Origin of the sequence: Stenotrophomonas maltophilia (assembly GCF_002799155.1) — a bacterium.
GTDB classification, from domain to species: Bacteria; Pseudomonadota; Gammaproteobacteria; order Xanthomonadales; family Xanthomonadaceae; genus Stenotrophomonas; species Stenotrophomonas maltophilia_R.
In genome coordinates, this window is the sequence record NZ_NERD01000002.1 from 1,830,113 (window position 1) to 1,847,742 (window position 17,630).

The window sequence follows — 17,630 nt, forward strand, 5'->3', positions numbered from 1 at the left end:
GCAGGTCACGATTCCTGCTCCAGTTCGTGCCGGTAGTCATCCAGGCATGCCCGCAACGCCGCCTGCAATGCATCCAGCTGCGATGGCGGTACTGCCAGGCCGTCGCGCAGCGCCTGTTCCACCTCGCCGCAGTGTTCGCCCAGCGACTGCTCGCCCAGCATCTGCAGCACCCCTTTGAAGGCGTGCACGCGATCGAGCAGGCGTTGCATGTCGTTGCCCGCACGCGCTTCGGTCATGGCCTGCAGATCCTTGTCGCCGGTTTCCACGAACAGGCGGCGGATGGCCGCCGATACCCTGCTGGATGCACGACGCGTAGGCGCGGGCGAAACCGGCGCAACCGCCGCCTTGCTGGCCTTGCCCAGCCCGGCTTCCAGCCGATCCAGATTGAGCGGTTTCAGCAGCAGGTCGTCAATGCCCGCCGCCAGGCAGCGCTCACGTTCGCTGGCCAGTGCGGTGGCGGTGATGGCCAGGATCGGCAGCGACTGCCCGCGCTGGCGCAGCGCGCGCGCCAGCGCATAGCCGTCCATCACCGGCATGTTGATATCGGTGAGGACCGCCACGTAGGCGTCGTTGCGCCACACCGCCAGTGCGGCGGCACCGTCTTCGGCGGCATCCACGTCGTAGCCGAGTTCTTCCAGCTGCTGTTGGATCAGTTCGCGATTGACGGCGTTGTCTTCCACCAGCAGCACGCGCCCGCGCGAGCGTGGTGCTGGCGCCTGCTCGACTGGCGGGAGCGAGGATGCACTGTGCGGTTCCGTGCCGATGGCGGCCAGCAAGGCGTCGCTGGCATAGCAGGTCACTTCGGTACGGTCGCCGCGCACTTCGGGGGTCAACGGCCCCTGTGCATGGGCGAACACCACGTGGCGATGGGACGCGGACAGGTGCTGTTCCTCCTCGCGGGTCCACGGCCGGTGGTCGCCCACGATCAGCAGCACGTCACCCGTCGCGTCGGCCTGCGGGGCGTCCAGCAGCACGGGCTCGGTGCCCCACTCCGTCAGCAGCCGCCCGATCTCGTTGCGCCACTCCGGCGTGGACGACAGCACGGTGATGCGCTGCCCACGCAGCGGCTGCGACGCCGGGTTTGCGGCGGGCTGCAGGCGCACCGGCAACAGCAGGCTGAAGCTGCTGCCCACGCCCTCGGTACTTTCCACCGCCACCTGCCCGCCCATCGCCTGCGCCAGCTGCTGGCACAACGCCAGGCCCAGGCCGCTGCCGCCGTAGCGGCGCGAGACGCTGGCATCGGCCTGCTGGAACGGCTGGAACAGCTGCCCGGCCTGTTGCGGGCTCATGCCGATGCCGGAGTCGACCACCTGCACGCGCAGCAGCGTGCCCTTGCCGTCCACATTCTGCACTTCGGCCCGCAGGATGATGCGACCGGATTCGGTGAATTTGACCGCGTTGCTGACCAGGTTGTTGAGGATCTGGCGGATGCGGTGTGCGTCGCCAATGCAGTCCTGCCCGGCCGGCGCGTCCACCGCAAAGAACAGGCGCACGCCCTTGCGCAGGGCATCGGGCGCATACAGCAGTGCGACGCCTTCGATCAGCGGGCGCAGGGCGAACGGTGCCGGCTCCACATCGAGCTGCCCGGCTTCGATCTTGGAGAAATCCAGCACGTCGCTGATGATCCGCATCAGTGCGTCGGCGGAGAAGCGGATGCGGTCCAGCCGTTCGCGCTGGCCCGGCTGCAGGGGCGAACGGGCCAGCAGTTCCAGGTGGCCCAGTACACCGTTGAGCGGGGTACGGATCTCATGACTCATCGTGGCGACGAAGGCGGACTTGGCACGCGTGGCCGCTTCGGCGGCCTGGCGAGCAGCCTCGGCATCCTCGCGGGCACGGCGCAGCGTGTCTTCCAGCTCCACCTGGGCGGTCACGTCGCGCAGGGCACAGACCCATACGGCCTGGTGGTGGTAGGTAGCCAGCGCCATGCTGATCTGCAGCTGGGTGCCGGCGCCCTCTTCCTCGGGTGACCACTGCAGTTCCAACGCCTCCTCGCCATGGCTGCTGCGCCCCAGCTCGGCCAACCGCGCATACAGCGTTGCGATTGCGTTGCCGTCTTCATCGGCCTGGTCGCCCACCAGCTGCCGTGCAGTTTCGTTCTGCAGAAGCGGCATGCCTGTGTCGCGGGCAATCAGCGCCAGCCCGATCGGCGCGGTGCCGATGATGGCGCGGCTCAGCGCCTCGCTCTCATACACACGTGATGCGTCAGCAAGTGCGGGCTTGAACACGCGGCGGTCGATGCGCAGCAGCAGCCACCACAGCAGGCCGATGATCACCAGGGCACTGAGGCTGCGCGCCAGAAGATAAGGGCCCTGCGCTTTCCAGATGTCCGACCAGTCGTAAACGTGGCTGAGCGTCCAGTCCACGCCCGGCAGGCTGCAACTGAGGATGAAGCGCCCCTGCGCATGCTGTCGTGCGGGCTTGGTCGCCGCTGCGCCGGGCAGCGCCCCCAACAGCAGCGCCTGCTCCTGGAGCGTCAAGCCGCCACTGCTGAGCACCACCTGCCGGTTGCCGGCCATCACCAGGTAGCGCCCTTCTTCGCGCGCCTCCAGCCGGGCCTTGATGGTGTCGATCGACTCGAACACCACGCGCCGGAAGTACGGCGTGGTGCCCTCGGCCATGGTCACCACGCCGACCAGCGACCGCTGGCCGTTGAGCGGGTTGACTGCAAAGCGCGACAGCAACCGTCCCTCGCGGGAGGCCGAGCGGATCGGGCCCGGGCGTGGCAGCAGCTTGCGTACCTCGGGCTCGTCACGCAGCAACCGCGCGAAGGCCTGCTGGCGGGTGGCCACGCCCAGCGTCTGCAGCAGCTGGGCCTCGTCGCGGATGTTGGACACGGCCAGCAGCCGCCCCTGCGGCTCGTAGGCGAACATGGCCACCGGCCCGGGCGCATCCTGCGAGGTGATCGAATCGGCGGTGTAGGCCGAGTAGATGTCGATCATGCCGAGGTAGGCCTTCAGCTCCTCGGGCGGCAACGGATTGTCACGGGCGCCCAGCACCAGCCATGGCACGGCGGTACGCCCTTCGGCCCGCACCACCACTTCCGCGCCCTGGGCGTGGAAGCGCTCGGCCAGGGGGGTTCCGACCGCGGTCAGCGCGGGGCGCTGGTCGCGCCACAGCACGTCGTTGCCATTGACCGAGGTGGCGTAGGCGCGGTCGCGCTGGTAGAGGAAGTAGTCCAGCGCCGCGCGGGCCTCCAGGAAGGACTGCCGTTCGCGGGCATGGAACTCTTCCACATCGGCAATGGAACTGACGATGGCGGCCAACAGTACCAGCACCGTGATCAGGGCACCGCCGCCGAACAGCAGGCGGCGGCGCAACCGCCGCAGGTCGTCCAGGCGCGCGGCAACCGCCGGACCGCCAGGGCGCTGCGCGGCTTCAGTACCTGCCATAAACGTGATCCTGAGGTGGGTGCCCATGCAATTTATCCGATTGCGTCAGTAGCTGGCGTATCTGACTCGTTTCGGCGCAGCGCCTGCAGCAGTGCCTGGCGCAGGGCTTCACTGGCATAGCAGGACACCGTCCAGCCACCGTGCGCTGGCTGCGGGCGCAAGGGCCCCTCGCGGCAGACCCGGACCCACGGCTGACCGCTGCGCCACACCCAGCGGGCGTCTTCGTCCGGCGCCTCGAACAGCAACCACGCCGCCGCCGGCGCCGCATCCGCCGCTGGGCTGTGTATGGGATGCACGTACGCGCCCCAGCTGCGCAGCCGCCTTTCCAGTTCCCCACGCCATGGCCCGGGCGCGGCCAGCAGATTGATCCGCTGCCCGGCCAGCGGCAACGGCACCGGAATGGCAATCGACGTCAACAACGGCACCTCGACCACGAACCGGCTGCCCACCCCTGCCGTGCTTTCCACCCAGATCCGCCCGCCCATGCGCTGGCACAGCTGCTGGCACAGCGCCAACCCCAGGCCGGAGCCGCCGAAGCGCGACACGATATCCGGCCCGGCCTGCACGAAGGGCTGGAACAACCGCTCCCGCTCGGCGGCGCTCAGGCCGATACCGGAATCGGTGGCCTCAAGGCAGAGGTACTGGCCTTGCCCGCTCTGCTGGTGGGACACGCGAAGCTGTACCCGCCCGGAGGCGGTGAACTTCAGCGCGTTGCTGGCCAGATTGCGCAGTACCCGCTCGATGGCCGCCATCGGTGCGACCGCGGCAGCGGGTACATCAGCGTCCACCACGCAATCCAGCTGCAGGCCCTTGGCCTGTGCCACCGGGGCGTACAGCACGGCGACGCGCTCCACCAGCGCCGATGGCGAGAAGCGCTCAGGGGTAAGCGTCCACTGGCCCGACTCGATACGCGATAGATCAAGCACGTCGGTGATGACGTCCATCAGCGAATCGGCAGACTGGCGCAGGCGCAACACGCGTTCGGCGGGCTCGGCCTGCAACGGGCTGCGTGCAAGCAGCTCCAGGTGGCCGATGATGCCGTGCAGCGGCGTGCGGATCTCATGGCTCATCGCCGCCACGAAATTCGATTTGGCGCGGCTGCAGGCTTCTGCTTCTGCGGTCCGCTTCTGCTCCGCCTGCAGCTCGCGCCTGTCGTGGCTGATGTCCTCTACCATCAGCAGCACGCCACCCGGCCAGGCGTCCCCTCCGGAGTGGATGTGAGTGCGGTGCGACAGCCGTTGCTGCGGATCGTTGGCCAGCGGCAGCTCGCCCTCCACCTTCACCGCACCGTGGCGGACGTCGGCCTGCATCATCGCCTCACGCAGCTGCGGCATCAGCCGCCCACCGGCGGCCCGGTCCATGCGCTGCAGCGGTCCATTCCAATCCTGCACATGGCCGGTACCCGCCTCCAGCAGCGCCACGCCCACCGGCACGTGCTCCAGCAGCAGGCGCAACCGGCGGTCGCGGGCGTAGATGGCTTTCACCTGGCGGAACGCCGGGGTATACATGCGCCGGTGCAGCCCCAGCAGCAGGAACCACAGCAGTGCCAGCGCGGCCACCAGGCAGGCGACGCCGGTAAGCAGCATCGACGCGATGTCACGCAGGATGTCGCCCCAGCGGTAGGTCTCCACCAGCGTCCACGGCGTACCGGTGACCGGCAACGCCAGGGTGAAACGACCGTTGTGGAAGCGCGCACGGGTGGCATCGCCCAGCAGCACCCAGTCAGTATCCGCCCGATGGCCAGGCGCGCCGCCCACGTCATCGGAGGCCAGCACCCGCAGCCCATCGCGATCCAGCAGCGCGATATGGCCCTGGCTGTTCCGGCGCAGCAGCGCCTGCAGGCGGGCCATCGGTTCGTAGGCCACGAAGGTTGCGATGGGCGCAGCGGCAACGCTGGCCTGGAACACCGACACCAGCGACGGCTCGCCGGTGATCGGGTGGCGGCCGAACGTTCTGCGCGGGCTGTCGCTGCGTTCGACACTCTCCAGCAGGGGCACCTGGTCGTGCCCGGAGGCCGGAGCCAGCAGCTGGGCGGGTGCACGCAGGTGCTCGAACACTTCGCGGCGCGAAGTGGCCGCCAGCGCGCTGATCAGGCTGCGCTCGGTCAGGCCCTTGTCCAGGGAGAGGTACTGGCCGCTGGGATCGAAGAAATAGGAGGCGCTGGCTGGCTCACCTTCGCCACTGGTGGCGGTCAGGCGCTGGATGAGTGACACCGCCGTGGTGAGCTGCAGGTAGCGCTCCAGCTCCCGGGGGCGCCATTGGGCGGTGTCCAGGCCCAGCGCCATCTGCGGGCGGCTGCTGTCATCGGCCACCACCACCAGCCGTTGCCCACCCTGCAGATAGGCACGGCGCAGATCGTCGGCGCTGGCGTCACCGAGCTGGATGTTGCGGTCCCAGGCGTACTCGGCCATGTTCGCCAGGCGGGCGTAGCTGGCGTCCTGGCGCGCAAGCTGGATCTGCAGCGCAGTGTGGGCGCGGCGGAATTCGGCAATGCGCCGGGCCTCGTACCCATTGACCTGGACCACGATGAGGGTGATCAGCACGCTCAGCGACAGCAGGCTCAACACCGCGCCGCAGGCCAGCATCAGCCGGCGCGGATACTGCTTCAGCGCCTGCAGCTCACCGGCGTCCACGGCGCCCGGCCCTGCACGGGTGTGCAGGCGGCGCAGGGAATCTGCAGGGGACGGCGACGCAGAGGGCATGGCATCGAGCGACGGGAAGCGCGCGGCGGGAAGAATGGAGCGCCAGCATGCGCGGCAGGGCTGGCAGCCGATGTAGGACAAGATCCAAAAACGCGCCAATGCATGACGCATTCATCCCACCAGAGGGCGCTGCCCACATTTCGAACTTGTCCTGTTCCTGTGAGGGCCGGGACTGGGGACGCTGATGCTCCCCCCGTTGTCGAGGACATCGCGATGAAGTCTGCATGGAGCCGCGAACGCCTTTGGGCAGTGCGCCTGATGGCTGGCCATGCCTGTCACCGTGCAAGCCTGCGGGTGGGCGCGGCCCTGCTTCCCTGCCTGCCGCCGCGGATGCAGAACCGCATGGCGGAAGAGGCCTTCGCTTGGATCGGGCCCCGATTGCAACCGCATCGCCACACTCGCGCCCTCGGAGCGCTGCAGCAGCTGGGCCACAAATCCTCCGCAGCAACCCGGCTGGCCGCGCGTTTCCTGGCCACCAGCTGGATCCGCCAGGCCAGGTTCCATCGCCTGCGGCATCTGCCGTTCCCTGCCCAGCAGGACGTGCTGCGTGCGATGAGGTGGCACGACCCGCTCGCGCTGTGGGCCGCCGCCGCCGGCCGGCGACGGGTCATCTGCATACTGCCCAGCGGCGACATGGAGCTGGCCATGGCGGCGCTGCTGGATCGCCCGGGCGCGCCGTCACACTACTTCATCAGCACCTACCACCGGCAGGGGTCACCTCGCCATCGCGTGCTGGCGGCGCTGCAGCGGCAGGGCCATCGCCTGGATATCGGGCAATCAGGGCAGTCCGGCCAGGCTTGGCGCCATCTTCGACGCGGCGCCTCGGTGGTGACCAAACTCGACCCCTGGAGCGGAGATGGCCGCGAGCCTGGGCCATTGCGGCTTGCCCGCCTGGCGCAGGTGCCCGTGTTGCTGCTGGGCCACCGCTGTGATGACAGCGAGGCCGGGACACTGCACGTGCTGGGCGAATTCGGCGCCGAGTCGATGGCCGGCGGCGCCGCCTCGCTCCGGGCTGCGGCGCTTGCCTTTCTTGCCACTGCCCCGCATGACTGGGCTGACCTGGACAGGTAGCCGCCGCAACCGGCCGCAGCACGTTTCCGTGCTGCGGCGGGCTTCATCACGCAATGATCAGCGATACGTTGATGTTGTTGCGGGTGGAATGCGAGTACGGGCAGACGACGTGTGCCTTTCGCACGAGGTCCTCGGCCTGCACGGTGGGCACGCCCGGCAGCGAGATGGTCAGCTTAACGTCAATGGCGAAGCCGGTGCTGACCGCACCGATGCCGACGCGGCCGGTCACGGAAGCATCATCGCCGATGGCGATGCTCTCCTGGCCCGCCACGTACTTGAGCGCACCGAGGAAGCAGGCCGAGTAGCCGGCGGCGAACAGCTGTTCCGGGTTGGTGCCGGTGCCGCCGGTGCCGCCCAGTTCGGCGGGGGTGGACAGGGCGATGTCCAGCATCTTGTCGGACGAGGTGGCGCGGCCCTCGCGCCCGCCGACGGCGGTGGCCTGGGCTGAGTACAGGATCGATTCGATGCTCATGCAATGCTCCGGTGGGTTGAGTGGACAGGTGGCGGTCTGTCCCGCCACCGTTCCATCCTCTACCCCGGCAGGCAGGCCTTCCATCGGACAGCGACGATAGCGTTGCAGCCGCCACGCACGCACTCAACCGTGCAGATGCACGTACACGGCCAGCAGCGCCAGATGCCCGACGTAATACCCATAGAACGCCCAGCGCCAGCGCGGCAGCCGCCATTGCACGCGCGCCACCGCCAACGCAACCGGGATGGCCAGCAGCGCCCAGCCATTGTGGTTGACCCAGCACACTGCCGCCCAGCCGACCAGCAACAGCCACCACGCGCGATGCCGGAACGCCAGCCAGCCCAGCAGCACGAAGCCAACGCCGGCCCACTGGTAATCCACCAGCATCGGCGCCATGCCAGCAGCAAGCAGCAACAGCAGTGGGCGGTTACTGGCCAGCGCATGCACGGCCACCGCAGCCAGCGCGAAGGCAAGCAGGATGTTGAGCGGCAACCAGTAACCGAAGGCCAGTGCATGCAACGGCTGCGCGATCACGCCCCATGCGGCCAAACGGCTGATCGACTTGCGCAGGTCCGCACCCGGCTGGGCCAGGTTGCAGGCCATCACCAGCGCAAACAGCGGGAACGCGATGCGCCCCAGTTCGCTCACGACCGGCAGGTAGCCACCGTAGACCACTTTTGCCACGTGGTCGCCGGTCATGGCCAGCAGCGCGAGCCACTTCAGCAGCTCGCGGCCGCCGCTGCTGAGCGTGGGTCTGAGCGTGGACGTCCCTGTCGTGGTCGCTTGCATCGCGGAAGCTTATGCGCATCGGCCAGCGCATTTCCAGCGCCGGGAAGGCGCACGCCACTGCAGGCCGCAGGCGGCGGCGCTATGCTGGCGGCCTCTGTTTGTGAGATGCCCGCCATGCGCACGCTGTACCCCGTCATCGAACCCTACCGCCAGTTCACCCTGCCGGTGAGCGATCTGCACACCCTGCACATTGAAGAGTGCGGCACGCCGGAGGGCATTCCGGTGGTGTACCTGCACGGCGGTCCGGGTGCGGGCATTTCGCCCACGCACCGCCGCTTCTTCGATCCGGCGCGCTACCGCATCGTGCTGATCGACCAGCGTGGCAGCGGCCGCTCCACGCCGTTCGGCGAGCTGCGCGACAACACCACGCAGGACTTGGTGGCCGACATCGAGAAGGTGCGCGGGCACCTGGGCATCGAACGTTGGCTGGTCTACGGCGGCTCCTGGGGCTCGACCCTGTCGCTGGCCTACGCCCAGGCCCATCCCGAACGCGCCACCGGCCTGATCGTGCGCGGCGTGTTCCTCGGCCGCGAGATGGAGAACCGCTGGTTCGCGGAAACCAGCGGTGGTGCGCGCTGGATCTTCCCGGAACGCTGGGACCGCTACGAGGCCCATATCCCGGAGGATGAGCGCATCGACATGATTGCGGCCTACTGGACGCGCATGGACAGCGCCGATGAGGCCACCCGCATCGCCGCCGCGCAGGCCTGGCTGGGCTGGGAGGACAACGCCGCCACCCTGCAGCATGACGTGGATGCGGTGTCCACCGATGATCCGCTGGACACGTTGGCCAAGGCCCGCATCGAAGCGCACTACTTCCGGAACGGCATCTTCCTGGAACCGGACCAGCTGCTGCGCAACATCGATCGCATCCGCCACCTGCCCGGCGTGATCGTGCAGGGCCGCTACGACATCATCTGCCCGCCGCGCAGCGCCTGGGACCTGGCCAAGGCCTGGCCGGAAGCCAGGCTGGAGATGGTGACCTCCGGCCACAGCGCGAATGAGCCGGCGACGGTGGATGCGCTGGTGCGCGCGACGGATGCGTTTGCCGACCGCTTCTGATGCCGACTTGGTAGCGTCGACTGCCAGTCGACGGCTGCTGGCAGGCAGGGCGGCCTTTCCGCCACCCTGCCCTGTGTCGCCTTACCAGGCCACCCTGATGCCGGCCTGCGCGATGACATTGGGGTAGTTCTGGCCGCCGCGCTGCAGGCTCATTCCGCCCCAGGCGCCGACGCGTCCACCCAGCTCCAGCTCGGCGCCGCCCTGCACTTCATAGCGGTCGCGCGAATTGCCGGCGGCCAGGGTCTGGCCATTGAAATTCAGCGCGTTGGTGGCTGCACCGCGCAACCAGTTCACGCCCAGATAGGGCTGCACGCGGTTGCCCAGTGCCGTTGAGTGGCCGAATACGCGCGCGCCGATGCGCCCGCCCAGACCACCCGCCTCGGCATTGCCGACCGTCGTGCCTTGTCGTTCCACATGCTGCCCGGCCTGGAACCGGGTGTAGATGAGCTGCACCTGCGGCTGCACGAACAGCGTTGCCGACGCTCCCCGCCAGACCGGCGCAATACAGCCGCCGTCCACGGTATTCTCCGCCGCCTCAGGGGTCGTGAGGGCGACAAGGCCGTCGCTTACCTGCAGCTCGCCAGCGGCACGCTTCCATCAGACCGGTTCGAAACAGGAGCGCGCCATGCGCTCCGGCAATGGGCCGGCGCAAGCGCTGCCCCATGCATATACCAACGTATAGCCGGGCTAACCCACGAGCCTCTAGGACTGCCCCATTCAGAGGCGGACAATAGCGCCACTGGCCTGGGCAACCCTGGCCGGCACTCCCACTTCATGGAGACGCAGATGGACCCCGACCCGGCCGGGCGCACCGCGCCCCGGATGCCCGCTTGTTGCCTGTTCCTGGCGCCTGCCCGCCGGTCCCTGCCTGCCTGAGTGACGGGGGATCGCCAGGTGCCGCTTGCCTGGAGATCACCCCCATGTCCTACAAGATCCTCTACATCACCCTGCGCCGCCTGATCGGTGAGCGCGATGTTGCCGCCCTGCGCAGCCAGCTGCTGCAGCACGGCCCGGTCATGTTCGCCCGTTCGCTGTCGCTCGGCTCGCCTCGCGTGGTGGCCGACGCGCTGTCACTGCTGCCGATCAGCGAGCGCATCAATGTGCTGCGCCACCTGCCCTACCCGCTGCGCGATGCGATGAAGCCGCTGTGCATCGGCGGCAGCCAGCGCCTGCACATGCAGCCGTGGTCGCCCGCGGTGCTGGCGATGCGCCACGCCTGACCTGTTCTGTCCGTTCCGTTCGTGTTCCGGCCCCGGCCGGCTCTGACATTCGAGGAGAGTCCCATGAGCCTGCTCAACGCCTGGTTCAACGCCTTCCTGCGCAGCCGTCGCGCAGGCAACCTGTTCCGCCGCCGCGCGATGCCCGAAGCCGGCTTCGGCCCGGGCAGCGCCGAGGCCGCGCCGTTCGCGCTCACCACCGGGCTGGTCACCCTTGCCCAGCAGGATGAAACCCAGCTGCTGGCCACGCTGGAATCGCATGCCGATGGCCTCAGCCCGCACGAGGCCGAGCAGCGGCTGGCCACGCTCGGCCCCAACGAGGTGGATCACGAAAAGCCGCTGCCGTGGTGGCGGCACCTGTGGCAGTGCTACCGCAACCCGTTCAACCTGCTGCTGACCGTGCTGGCGGCGGTGTCCTGGCTGACCGAGGACCTCAAGGCAACGATCGTGATCGGTGCGATGGTGCTGCTGTCCACGCTGATCCGCTTCGTGCAGGAAGGCCGCTCCAACCGTGCCGCCGAGCGCTTGAAGGCGCTGGTCGGCAACACCGCACGCGTGCTGCGCCGCAGTGCCGGTACCGAAGCGGCCGATGTGGCCGACCAGTACTTCGGCGCGCACCTGCACAGCCGTCGCCCGGCACGCCTGCTGGACCTGCCGATCCGTGAGCTGGTGCCCGGTGACCACATCGTGCTGTCGGCCGGCGACATGATTCCGGCCGATTGCCGCGTGCTGACCGCCAAGGACCTGTTCGTGGCGCAGGCGGCGATGACCGGCGAGTCGCTGCCGGTGGAGAAGTTCGCGCACCCGGGCGATGGCCTGGCCGGCCTGCTCGAGCAGCACAACCTGCTGTTCATGGGCACCAACGTGGTGTCCGGCACCGCCACCGCCGTGGTGCTGGCCACCGGCAACCGCAGCTACTTCGGCACCCTGGCCCAGCGCAGCACCGCCACCGACCGTGCGCCCACCGCCTTCCAGGCCGGCGTCAACAGTGTCAGCTGGCTGCTGATCCGCTTCGCGCTGGTGATGGTCCCGTTCGTGCTGCTGATCAACGGCTGGACCAAGGGTGACTGGACCGAGGCGTTCCTGTTCGCGCTGTCGGTGGCGGTGGGCCTGACCCCGGAAATGCTGCCGATGATCGTCACCTCCACCCTGGCCAAGGGCGCGGTGCTGCTGTCGCGGCGCAAGGTGATCGTCAAGCGCCTGGACGCCATCCAGAACTTCGGCGCGATGGAAGTGCTGTGCACCGACAAGACCGGCACCCTCACCCAGGACAAGATCGCACTGGAGCGCCACACCGATGTGTTCGGCCACGATTCGGAGGACGTGCTGACGTTCGCCTACCTCAACAGCCACTTCCAGACCGGCCTGATCAACCTGCTGGACCGCGCGGTGCTCGAACACGTGGAACTGCAGAGTTCGCTGCGGCTGTCGCAGGACTACCACAAGGTGGATGAGATTCCGTTCGACTTCGAGCGCCGCCGCATGTCGGTGGTGGTGTCCGAGCGCGAGGACCACCACGAGCTGATCTGCAAGGGCGCGGTGGAGGAGATGCTGGCTGTGTGCAGCACGGTGCGCGAGAACGGCCAGGACATGCCCCTGGACGAGCGCCGCCTGGCGCGCGTGCGGCAGACCACCGAGGAACTGAACGAACAGGGCCTGCGCGTGGTGGCGGTAGCGATGAAGGAAACCGCCGCCAGCCAGACGACCTATTCGCAGGCGGACGAGTGCGGGTTGACCCTGGTCGGCTACGTGGCCTTCCTGGACCCGCCGAAGGAGTCGGCTGCACAGGCGCTGCAGGCGCTGGCCGCGCATGGCGTGGAGGTGAAGGTCTTCACCGGCGACAACGAGCTGGTGACCGCCCGCGTCTGTGCGCAGGTGGGGCTTGAGGCCGACACCATCCTGACCGGCCCGCAGATCGAGCGCATGGATGACGGCGCGCTGTCGCGGGCGCTGTACCATCACCGCGTGTTTGCCCGCCTGACGCCGTTGCACAAGGAGCGCCTGGTACGCGAGCTGCGCGCGCAGGGCAAGGTAGTCGGCTTCCTCGGCGACGGCATCAACGATGCACCGGCGCTGCGCGCGGCCGACATCGGCATCAGCGTGGACAGCGCGGTGGACATCGCCAAGGAAGCCGCCGACATCATCCTGCTGGAAAAGAACCTGATGGTGCTGGAGGAAGGCGTCGTGCAGGGACGGCGCACGTTCAACAACATGCTGAAGTACATCCGCATGACCGCCAGCTCGAACTTCGGCAACGTGTTCTCGGTACTGGTGGCCTCGGCCTTCCTGCCGTTCCTGCCGATGCTGCCGCTGCAGCTGCTGGTGCAGAACCTGCTGTACGACATCTCGCAGATCGCCATTCCGTTCGACAACGTGGACGAGGAGCTGGTGCGCAGGCCGTTGAAGTGGAACCCGGCGGACATCGGCCGTTTCATGGTGTTCTTCGGGCCGATCAGCTCGATCTTCGACCTCAGCTGCTTCGCACTGATGTGGTACGTGTTCGATGCACGCACGCCGGCCGACCAGGGCCTGTTCCAGTCCGGCTGGTTCGTGGTGGGCCTGCTGACCCAGACCCTGATCGTGCACATGATCCGTACGCCGAAGGTGCCGTTCCTGCAGAGCATCGCCGCGCCGCCGCTGCTGGTGATGACCGGCCTGATCATGGCCATCGGCGTGGCCCTGCCGATGAGCCCACTGGCCGGCTACTTCAAGCTGCAGGCCCTGCCGACCGGCTACTGGCCGTTCCTGGTGGCGATCCTGTTCGGCTATGCAGTGCTGACCACCGCACTGAAGAAATTCTACATCCGTCGCTACGGCTGGCAGTAAGCGCCCGCCGCCTTGTCCAGGGAGAAATGGATGCTCGACATCAATCCGAACCTGCCGGCGTTCAACGCCGGCGCAACCCTGAGCTCGCTGATCAGCCTGTCGGTGGCGTTCGTGCTGGGCACGGTCATCGGCCTGGAACGGCAGCTGCGCCAACGCACCGCCGGCCTGCGTACCAATACGCTGGTGGCGGTGGGTGCAGCGGTGTTCGTCGACCTGGCCGTGCGCTTCCATGACCTGTACGGCGGGCCGCCCTCGCCGCTGCATGTGGTGGCGTATGTGATCTCCGGCGTCGGCTTCCTCGGCGCGGGCGCGATCATGAAGGACGGCGCGCAGGTATCCGGCCTGAACACCGCCGCCACGCTGTGGGGCTCGGCGGCAGTGGGCGCCTGCGCGGGTATCAAGCTGCTGCCGGAGGCGGTGCTGGCGGCGGTGTTCGTGCTGGCCGCCAACACCCTGCTGCGCCCGGTGGTGAACCGCATCCAGCGGCAACCGCTGCCGGAGGCGTTCAGCGAGGCGACCTATGCGATCAACGTGGTCTGCCAGCGTGAGCAGCAGGCCGAAGTGCTGGACCGGCTGTTGCTGCTGCTGGAACAGGCGCACTACCCGGTGCGCGCGGTGGACCAGCGCCCGTTCGGCGAGCGCGACGTGGAGATCGAAGCGGTGTTGTATGCCACCACCGTCGATGCCGGTGAACTGGATGCGGTGCTGGCCACGCTGGCGACGACGCCCGGGGTGTTGCAGGGATTCTGGAACGCCAGCCTGGAGGAGTAGCGTGGTGGGCTATCCGAGGTTGTGCCGACCAACGGTCGGCACCCACCAGGAGTCGGCACCTGCCCAAGGCGGCTTTGCTATCCTTTCCACCCACGCCCGGGAGCCGTTCCGATGCCATCGCTGTCGCCCCGTCGCCCGCTGGTGCTGCTGGCCCTGATCGTCGTGATGGCGGCGATCTTCCTGATCGACACCGTCACCGATTACGCCGTCGCCGCTGCCTGCTTCTACGCAGCGGTCATCCTCGCGGCATCGCGCGTGCTGAGCGCGCGCGGGCTGATCACGCTGGCCATCGCCTGCATCGCGCTGACCGGGCTGAGCTTCTTCCTGACCCGCTTCGGCACCTATCGCATCGGCCTGGTCAACTCGGTGATCGGCATGCTGGTGATCGGCATCACCACCTACCTCGCCCTGAACATGGAAGCGGCCAAGGCCGCCGTGCAGGAAGCGCAGGCCCGCCTGCTGCGCGTGGCGCGCGCCTCCACCGTGGGCGAGCTCACCACCTCCATCGCCCATGAGGTGAACCAGCCGCTGGCGGCCATCGCCAGCAGCGCCGAGGCCTGCCAGCGCTGGCTGGCACAGGACCCGCCGAACGTGGACAAGGCGCGGCAGACCGTGGCCCGCATCCTGGCCGATGCGCATCGTGCCGGTGACGTGATCGCCCGTATTCGTGGCCTGACCCAGGGTGCCGCACCGGAACGGCGCGCCTTCGACCTGAACCAGGCGGTGGAGGAAATGCTGGCGCTGTCGCGCAGTGAACTGGACCAGCACGGCGTGGCCGTGGCCCTGCTGCTCGATGCCGACCTGCCGCTGGTGCAGGCCGATCGGGTGCAGGTGCAGCAGGTGATCGGCAACCTGATCCTCAATGCGGTGGACGCGATGGAAGCAGTGCCGCCTGCCGACCGCCGCCTGTCGCTGCTGACCCAGCGTGATGGACAGCGGATCAGCCTCAGCGTGCGCGACCGCGGTGTCGGCCTGCCCGCCGACCATCCCGAGCGCGTGTTCGATGCGTTCTGGACCACCAAATCACACGGGTTGGGTCTCGGTCTGAGCCTGAGCCGTTCGATGATCGAGGCCAATGACGGCCAGATCCGCGCTGAGCGACCGGCAGGTGGCGGCGCCTGCTTTGTGTTCGACCTGCCCATCGCCACGGATTCTCCCCATGCGTAAGCCCGCTGCACCCATCGCCGACCCGGCACCCATCGTCTACGTGATCGACGACGATCCGTCGGTGCGCGCGGCGCTGGAAGACCTGCTGGCCTCGATGGGCCTGCAGGTACGGGCCTTCGCCTCCACCCAGGCGTTCCTCGAATACGAACTGGAGGACGCACCGGCCTGCCTGGTGCTGGACGTGCGCATGCCCGGCCAGAGCGGCCTGGAGTTCCACCGGACGATGGGCAGCCACGGCCTGCAGCTGCCGGTGGTGTTCATCACCGGCCACGGCGACATTGCGATGGGCGTCAACGCGATCAAGGACGGTGCCATCGAGTTCCTGACCAAGCCGTTCCGTGACCAGGAACTGCTGGATGCGATCCACAAGGGCATCGAGATCGACCGCCAGCGCCGTCGCGACGGCGAGGCGCTCGATGCCCTGCAGCAGCGCTGGAACACGCTCAACGCGGGCGAGCGCGAGGTGGTCGATGGCGTGGTGCGCGGCCGCCTCAACAAGCAGATCGCCGGCGACCTCGGGGTCAGCGAGATCACGGTGAAGGTGCGCCGCGCGCAGGTGATGCGCAAGATGGGCGCACGCACCCTGGTCGACCTGGTACGCATGTACGACCGACTGCAGGCGGGCACGCCATGAACATCCACGCCGCGATGCTGCGCGCAGTCGACGGCGGCGGCACCGGCCTGCGCACCAACGCTGCTCCCCCCTGCCATCGGTAGGGCTTCACCTGCCCGCCGCCACCGCTACAATGGGCGCGGAATCGCCAGGGGGGCGATCTGCAGGGAATGCACCATGCTTGAACAGGACGCCATCCTCGCCCTTGCCGGGCCAGCCGCCCTCGCCCGGGCTGTCGTGCCGTGCAGCGCACGGCCGCCGCGCCCCTTCCCCTTCGTTTCGCAGCACCCTGCCCGTTCCGCGCGGCAGGTTCTTCATCGTTTGCCCTGACCGGAGCCGTCGAAATGCCCGAGAACACTCTTCTTGCCACGCCGGCCGCTACCGCGCCGATCAAGTACCTCGAGCGCGCCATGGCCACGCTGCGCAGCCTGGGCCTGGCTGCCCCGCAGGACAACAACGCACCGGCCATCGCCCTGGTTTCGCAGCTGTCCACCCTCGACCAGGGCCGCGTGGTGGCCATTGCCCGCGTGCTGCAGCAGTCCGGCCATTTCAATGCCGTGATGCGTGATGAAATCAGCTCGGCCAAGGTGTCCGATCGCTATACGGAGATCATCCGCGCCTTCGACAGCATCCGCGACGACGCCAGCGCCATGGTCGAACAGGTGCGCGACGGCAGGATCGACATGGGCGAGCGCCTTCAGAACCTGTGGATGAAGGTCACCCGCGGTGACATCCCGAGCCGGTTCGAGAAGATCCGCCGTACGTTCCTGGAGGTCAGCCGCGATTCGGCCGAGCAGCTGCAGCGCGAATCGCGCGTGCTGGAGATGTACGGCGACTTCCGCCTGTCGATCAAGGATGCCGAGATCCAGGCGCATGAACTGCTGAAGCTGCAGGAGCAGGTGCTGGCCGATGCGCGCGAAGCGCTGAAGCAGGCGCAGCAGCGCGTGGAATCGGCCGATCCGGCCGCTGATGCCGCCGATACCGGCCGCCTGGTAATGGCCCGCGATGAGGCCCTGCGCAACAACCAGGCCGAGGAGTCGCGCTACCAGCTGGCCAAGGACCTGGCCGAGAACCTGCAGGTGAACTACGCCACCTCCGAGGCGATCATGCTGCGCGTGCACCAGTCGCACGAGGTGAAGCGCCGCGTCAACGAGCGCTCGGTGGTGTTCTTCTCCACCAATGAAACCAGCTTCACCGCCTTGAACCTGGCCTTCACCACGCAGATGGGCCTGCACGAGTCCACGCAGGCGCTCAATGCGATGACCGAGGGCACCTCCAAGGGCCTGGAAGCGGTGGCCAACATCGGCGATGACATACTGCACGATGGCCTGAAGGCTGGTTACGGCGCTACCATCGGTGTCGATTCGGTGCGCAAGCTGGTTGATGCGGTGGTGCGCTTCCAGGAGACCTCGCTGCAGGAAATCGAGCAGCTGCGCAGCCAGGCCACCCGTGATTCGGCCGAGATCGCCGAGTATGTCGAACAGGGCAAGCAGCGTTTCGCCGCACTGCTGCAGGCACCGCCGAGCCCGGAGTCGCGCTGAGGTGAGTGCG

Annotated in this window: 13 protein-coding genes; 8 read left to right on the forward strand and 5 right to left on the reverse strand. The window is 68.1% G+C overall.

Annotation, left to right across the window (positions count from 1 at the left end; translation table 11 throughout):
* Positions 1-5: 5 nt before the first annotated feature.
* Together B9Y82_RS09120 and B9Y82_RS09125 are read right to left on the reverse strand one after the other, a co-directional pair.
* Positions 6-3,389, reverse strand: a complete 3,384-nt coding sequence (locus B9Y82_RS09120) for an ATP-binding protein (RefSeq protein ID WP_100472596.1) — start codon at positions 3,387-3,389, stop codon at positions 6-8.
* A gap of 32 nt (positions 3,390-3,421) precedes the next feature.
* Entirely contained in the window at positions 3,422-6,091 is a 2,670-nt protein-coding gene (locus B9Y82_RS09125; RefSeq protein WP_100475202.1) for an ATP-binding protein, read from the reverse strand.
* A 378-nt stretch (positions 6,092-6,469) separates the two neighbouring features.
* Here B9Y82_RS09125 and B9Y82_RS09130 point away from each other — a divergent pair, with 378 nt between their 5' ends.
* Positions 6,470-7,162, forward strand: a complete 693-nt coding sequence (locus B9Y82_RS09130; protein WP_238381573.1) for a hypothetical protein — start codon at positions 6,470-6,472, stop codon at positions 7,160-7,162.
* Positions 7,163-7,208: 46 nt separating this feature from the next.
* Here the strand turns inward: B9Y82_RS09130 and B9Y82_RS09135 are convergent, their stop codons facing one another.
* Together B9Y82_RS09135 and B9Y82_RS09140 are read right to left on the reverse strand one after the other, a co-directional pair.
* Complete coding sequence (locus B9Y82_RS09135; protein WP_100472602.1) at positions 7,209-7,634, reverse strand: organic hydroperoxide resistance protein; 426 nt, start codon at positions 7,632-7,634, stop codon at positions 7,209-7,211.
* A 123-nt stretch (positions 7,635-7,757) separates the two neighbouring features.
* Complete coding sequence (locus B9Y82_RS09140) at positions 7,758-8,423, reverse strand: TraX family protein (protein ID WP_100472605.1); 666 nt, start codon at positions 8,421-8,423, stop codon at positions 7,758-7,760.
* A 114-nt stretch (positions 8,424-8,537) separates the two neighbouring features.
* Between B9Y82_RS09140 and pip the strand changes: the two genes are divergently transcribed.
* Positions 8,538-9,485, forward strand: a complete 948-nt coding sequence (gene pip, locus B9Y82_RS09145; RefSeq protein WP_100475203.1) for a prolyl aminopeptidase — start codon at positions 8,538-8,540, stop codon at positions 9,483-9,485.
* 81 nt (positions 9,486-9,566) lie between these two features.
* Here the strand turns inward: pip and B9Y82_RS09150 are convergent, their stop codons facing one another.
* A complete protein-coding gene (locus tag B9Y82_RS09150; RefSeq protein ID WP_238381574.1) occupies positions 9,567-10,004 on the reverse strand; it encodes an autotransporter outer membrane beta-barrel domain-containing protein in 438 nt (145 codons plus the stop codon).
* Between the two features lie 401 nt (positions 10,005-10,405).
* On the opposite strand from B9Y82_RS09150, the gene B9Y82_RS09155 reads away from it, so the two are divergent.
* The 6 genes from B9Y82_RS09155 to B9Y82_RS09180 all read left to right on the forward strand — a co-directional run bounded on the left by B9Y82_RS09155 (position 10,406) and on the right by B9Y82_RS09180 (position 17,620).
* The gene (locus tag B9Y82_RS09155; protein ID WP_006447714.1) at positions 10,406-10,705 is read left to right on the forward strand and encodes a hypothetical protein; all 300 of its coding nucleotides are present in this window, start codon (positions 10,406-10,408) and stop codon (positions 10,703-10,705) included.
* Positions 10,706-10,768: 63 nt separating this feature from the next.
* Positions 10,769-13,528 (forward strand): magnesium-translocating P-type ATPase, encoded by a 2,760-nt coding sequence (gene mgtA / locus B9Y82_RS09160; protein ID WP_100472611.1) that lies wholly within the window; start codon positions 10,769-10,771, stop codon positions 13,526-13,528.
* A gap of 30 nt (positions 13,529-13,558) precedes the next feature.
* Positions 13,559-14,299: an MgtC/SapB family protein gene (locus tag B9Y82_RS09165; RefSeq protein ID WP_100472614.1), complete on the forward strand. Its 741-nt coding sequence runs from the start codon at positions 13,559-13,561 to the stop codon at positions 14,297-14,299.
* Positions 14,300-14,410: 111 nt separating this feature from the next.
* Positions 14,411-15,466: a sensor histidine kinase gene (locus B9Y82_RS09170; protein ID WP_100472617.1), complete on the forward strand. Its 1,056-nt coding sequence runs from the start codon at positions 14,411-14,413 to the stop codon at positions 15,464-15,466.
* Positions 15,459-16,100 carry a response regulator transcription factor gene (locus tag B9Y82_RS09175; RefSeq protein WP_100472620.1) on the forward strand — a complete coding sequence of 214 codons (642 nt, stop codon included), beginning with the start codon at positions 15,459-15,461 and terminating at the stop codon, positions 16,098-16,100. The genes B9Y82_RS09170 and B9Y82_RS09175 overlap by 8 nt, the downstream gene beginning before the upstream one ends.
* 323 nt (positions 16,101-16,423) lie before the next feature.
* Positions 16,424-17,620 carry a cell surface protein gene (locus tag B9Y82_RS09180; RefSeq protein WP_100472623.1) on the forward strand — a complete coding sequence of 399 codons (1,197 nt, stop codon included), beginning with the start codon at positions 16,424-16,426 and terminating at the stop codon, positions 17,618-17,620.
* Positions 17,621-17,630: the final 10 nt, after the last annotated feature.

Coding starts and splice junctions, on each gene's coding strand:
- B9Y82_RS09120 (WP_100472596.1), bottom strand. CDS start 3,389: ATGGCAGGTACTGAAGCCGCGCAGCGCCCTGGCGGTCCGGCGGTTGCC.
- B9Y82_RS09125 (WP_100475202.1), bottom strand. CDS start 6,091: ATGCCCTCTGCGTCGCCGTCCCCTGCAGATTCCCTGCGCCGCCTGCAC.
- B9Y82_RS09135 (WP_100472602.1), bottom strand. CDS start 7,634: ATGAGCATCGAATCGATCCTGTACTCAGCCCAGGCCACCGCCGTCGGC.
- B9Y82_RS09140 (WP_100472605.1), bottom strand. CDS start 8,423: ATGCAAGCGACCACGACAGGGACGTCCACGCTCAGACCCACGCTCAGC.
- pip (WP_100475203.1), top strand. CDS start 8,538: ATGCGCACGCTGTACCCCGTCATCGAACCCTACCGCCAGTTCACCCTG.
- B9Y82_RS09155 (WP_006447714.1), top strand. CDS start 10,406: ATGTCCTACAAGATCCTCTACATCACCCTGCGCCGCCTGATCGGTGAG.
- mgtA (WP_100472611.1), top strand. CDS start 10,769: ATGAGCCTGCTCAACGCCTGGTTCAACGCCTTCCTGCGCAGCCGTCGC.
- B9Y82_RS09165 (WP_100472614.1), top strand. CDS start 13,559: ATGCTCGACATCAATCCGAACCTGCCGGCGTTCAACGCCGGCGCAACC.
- B9Y82_RS09170 (WP_100472617.1), top strand. CDS start 14,411: ATGCCATCGCTGTCGCCCCGTCGCCCGCTGGTGCTGCTGGCCCTGATC.
- B9Y82_RS09175 (WP_100472620.1), top strand. CDS start 15,459: ATGCGTAAGCCCGCTGCACCCATCGCCGACCCGGCACCCATCGTCTAC.
- B9Y82_RS09180 (WP_100472623.1), top strand. CDS start 16,424: ATGCCCGAGAACACTCTTCTTGCCACGCCGGCCGCTACCGCGCCGATC.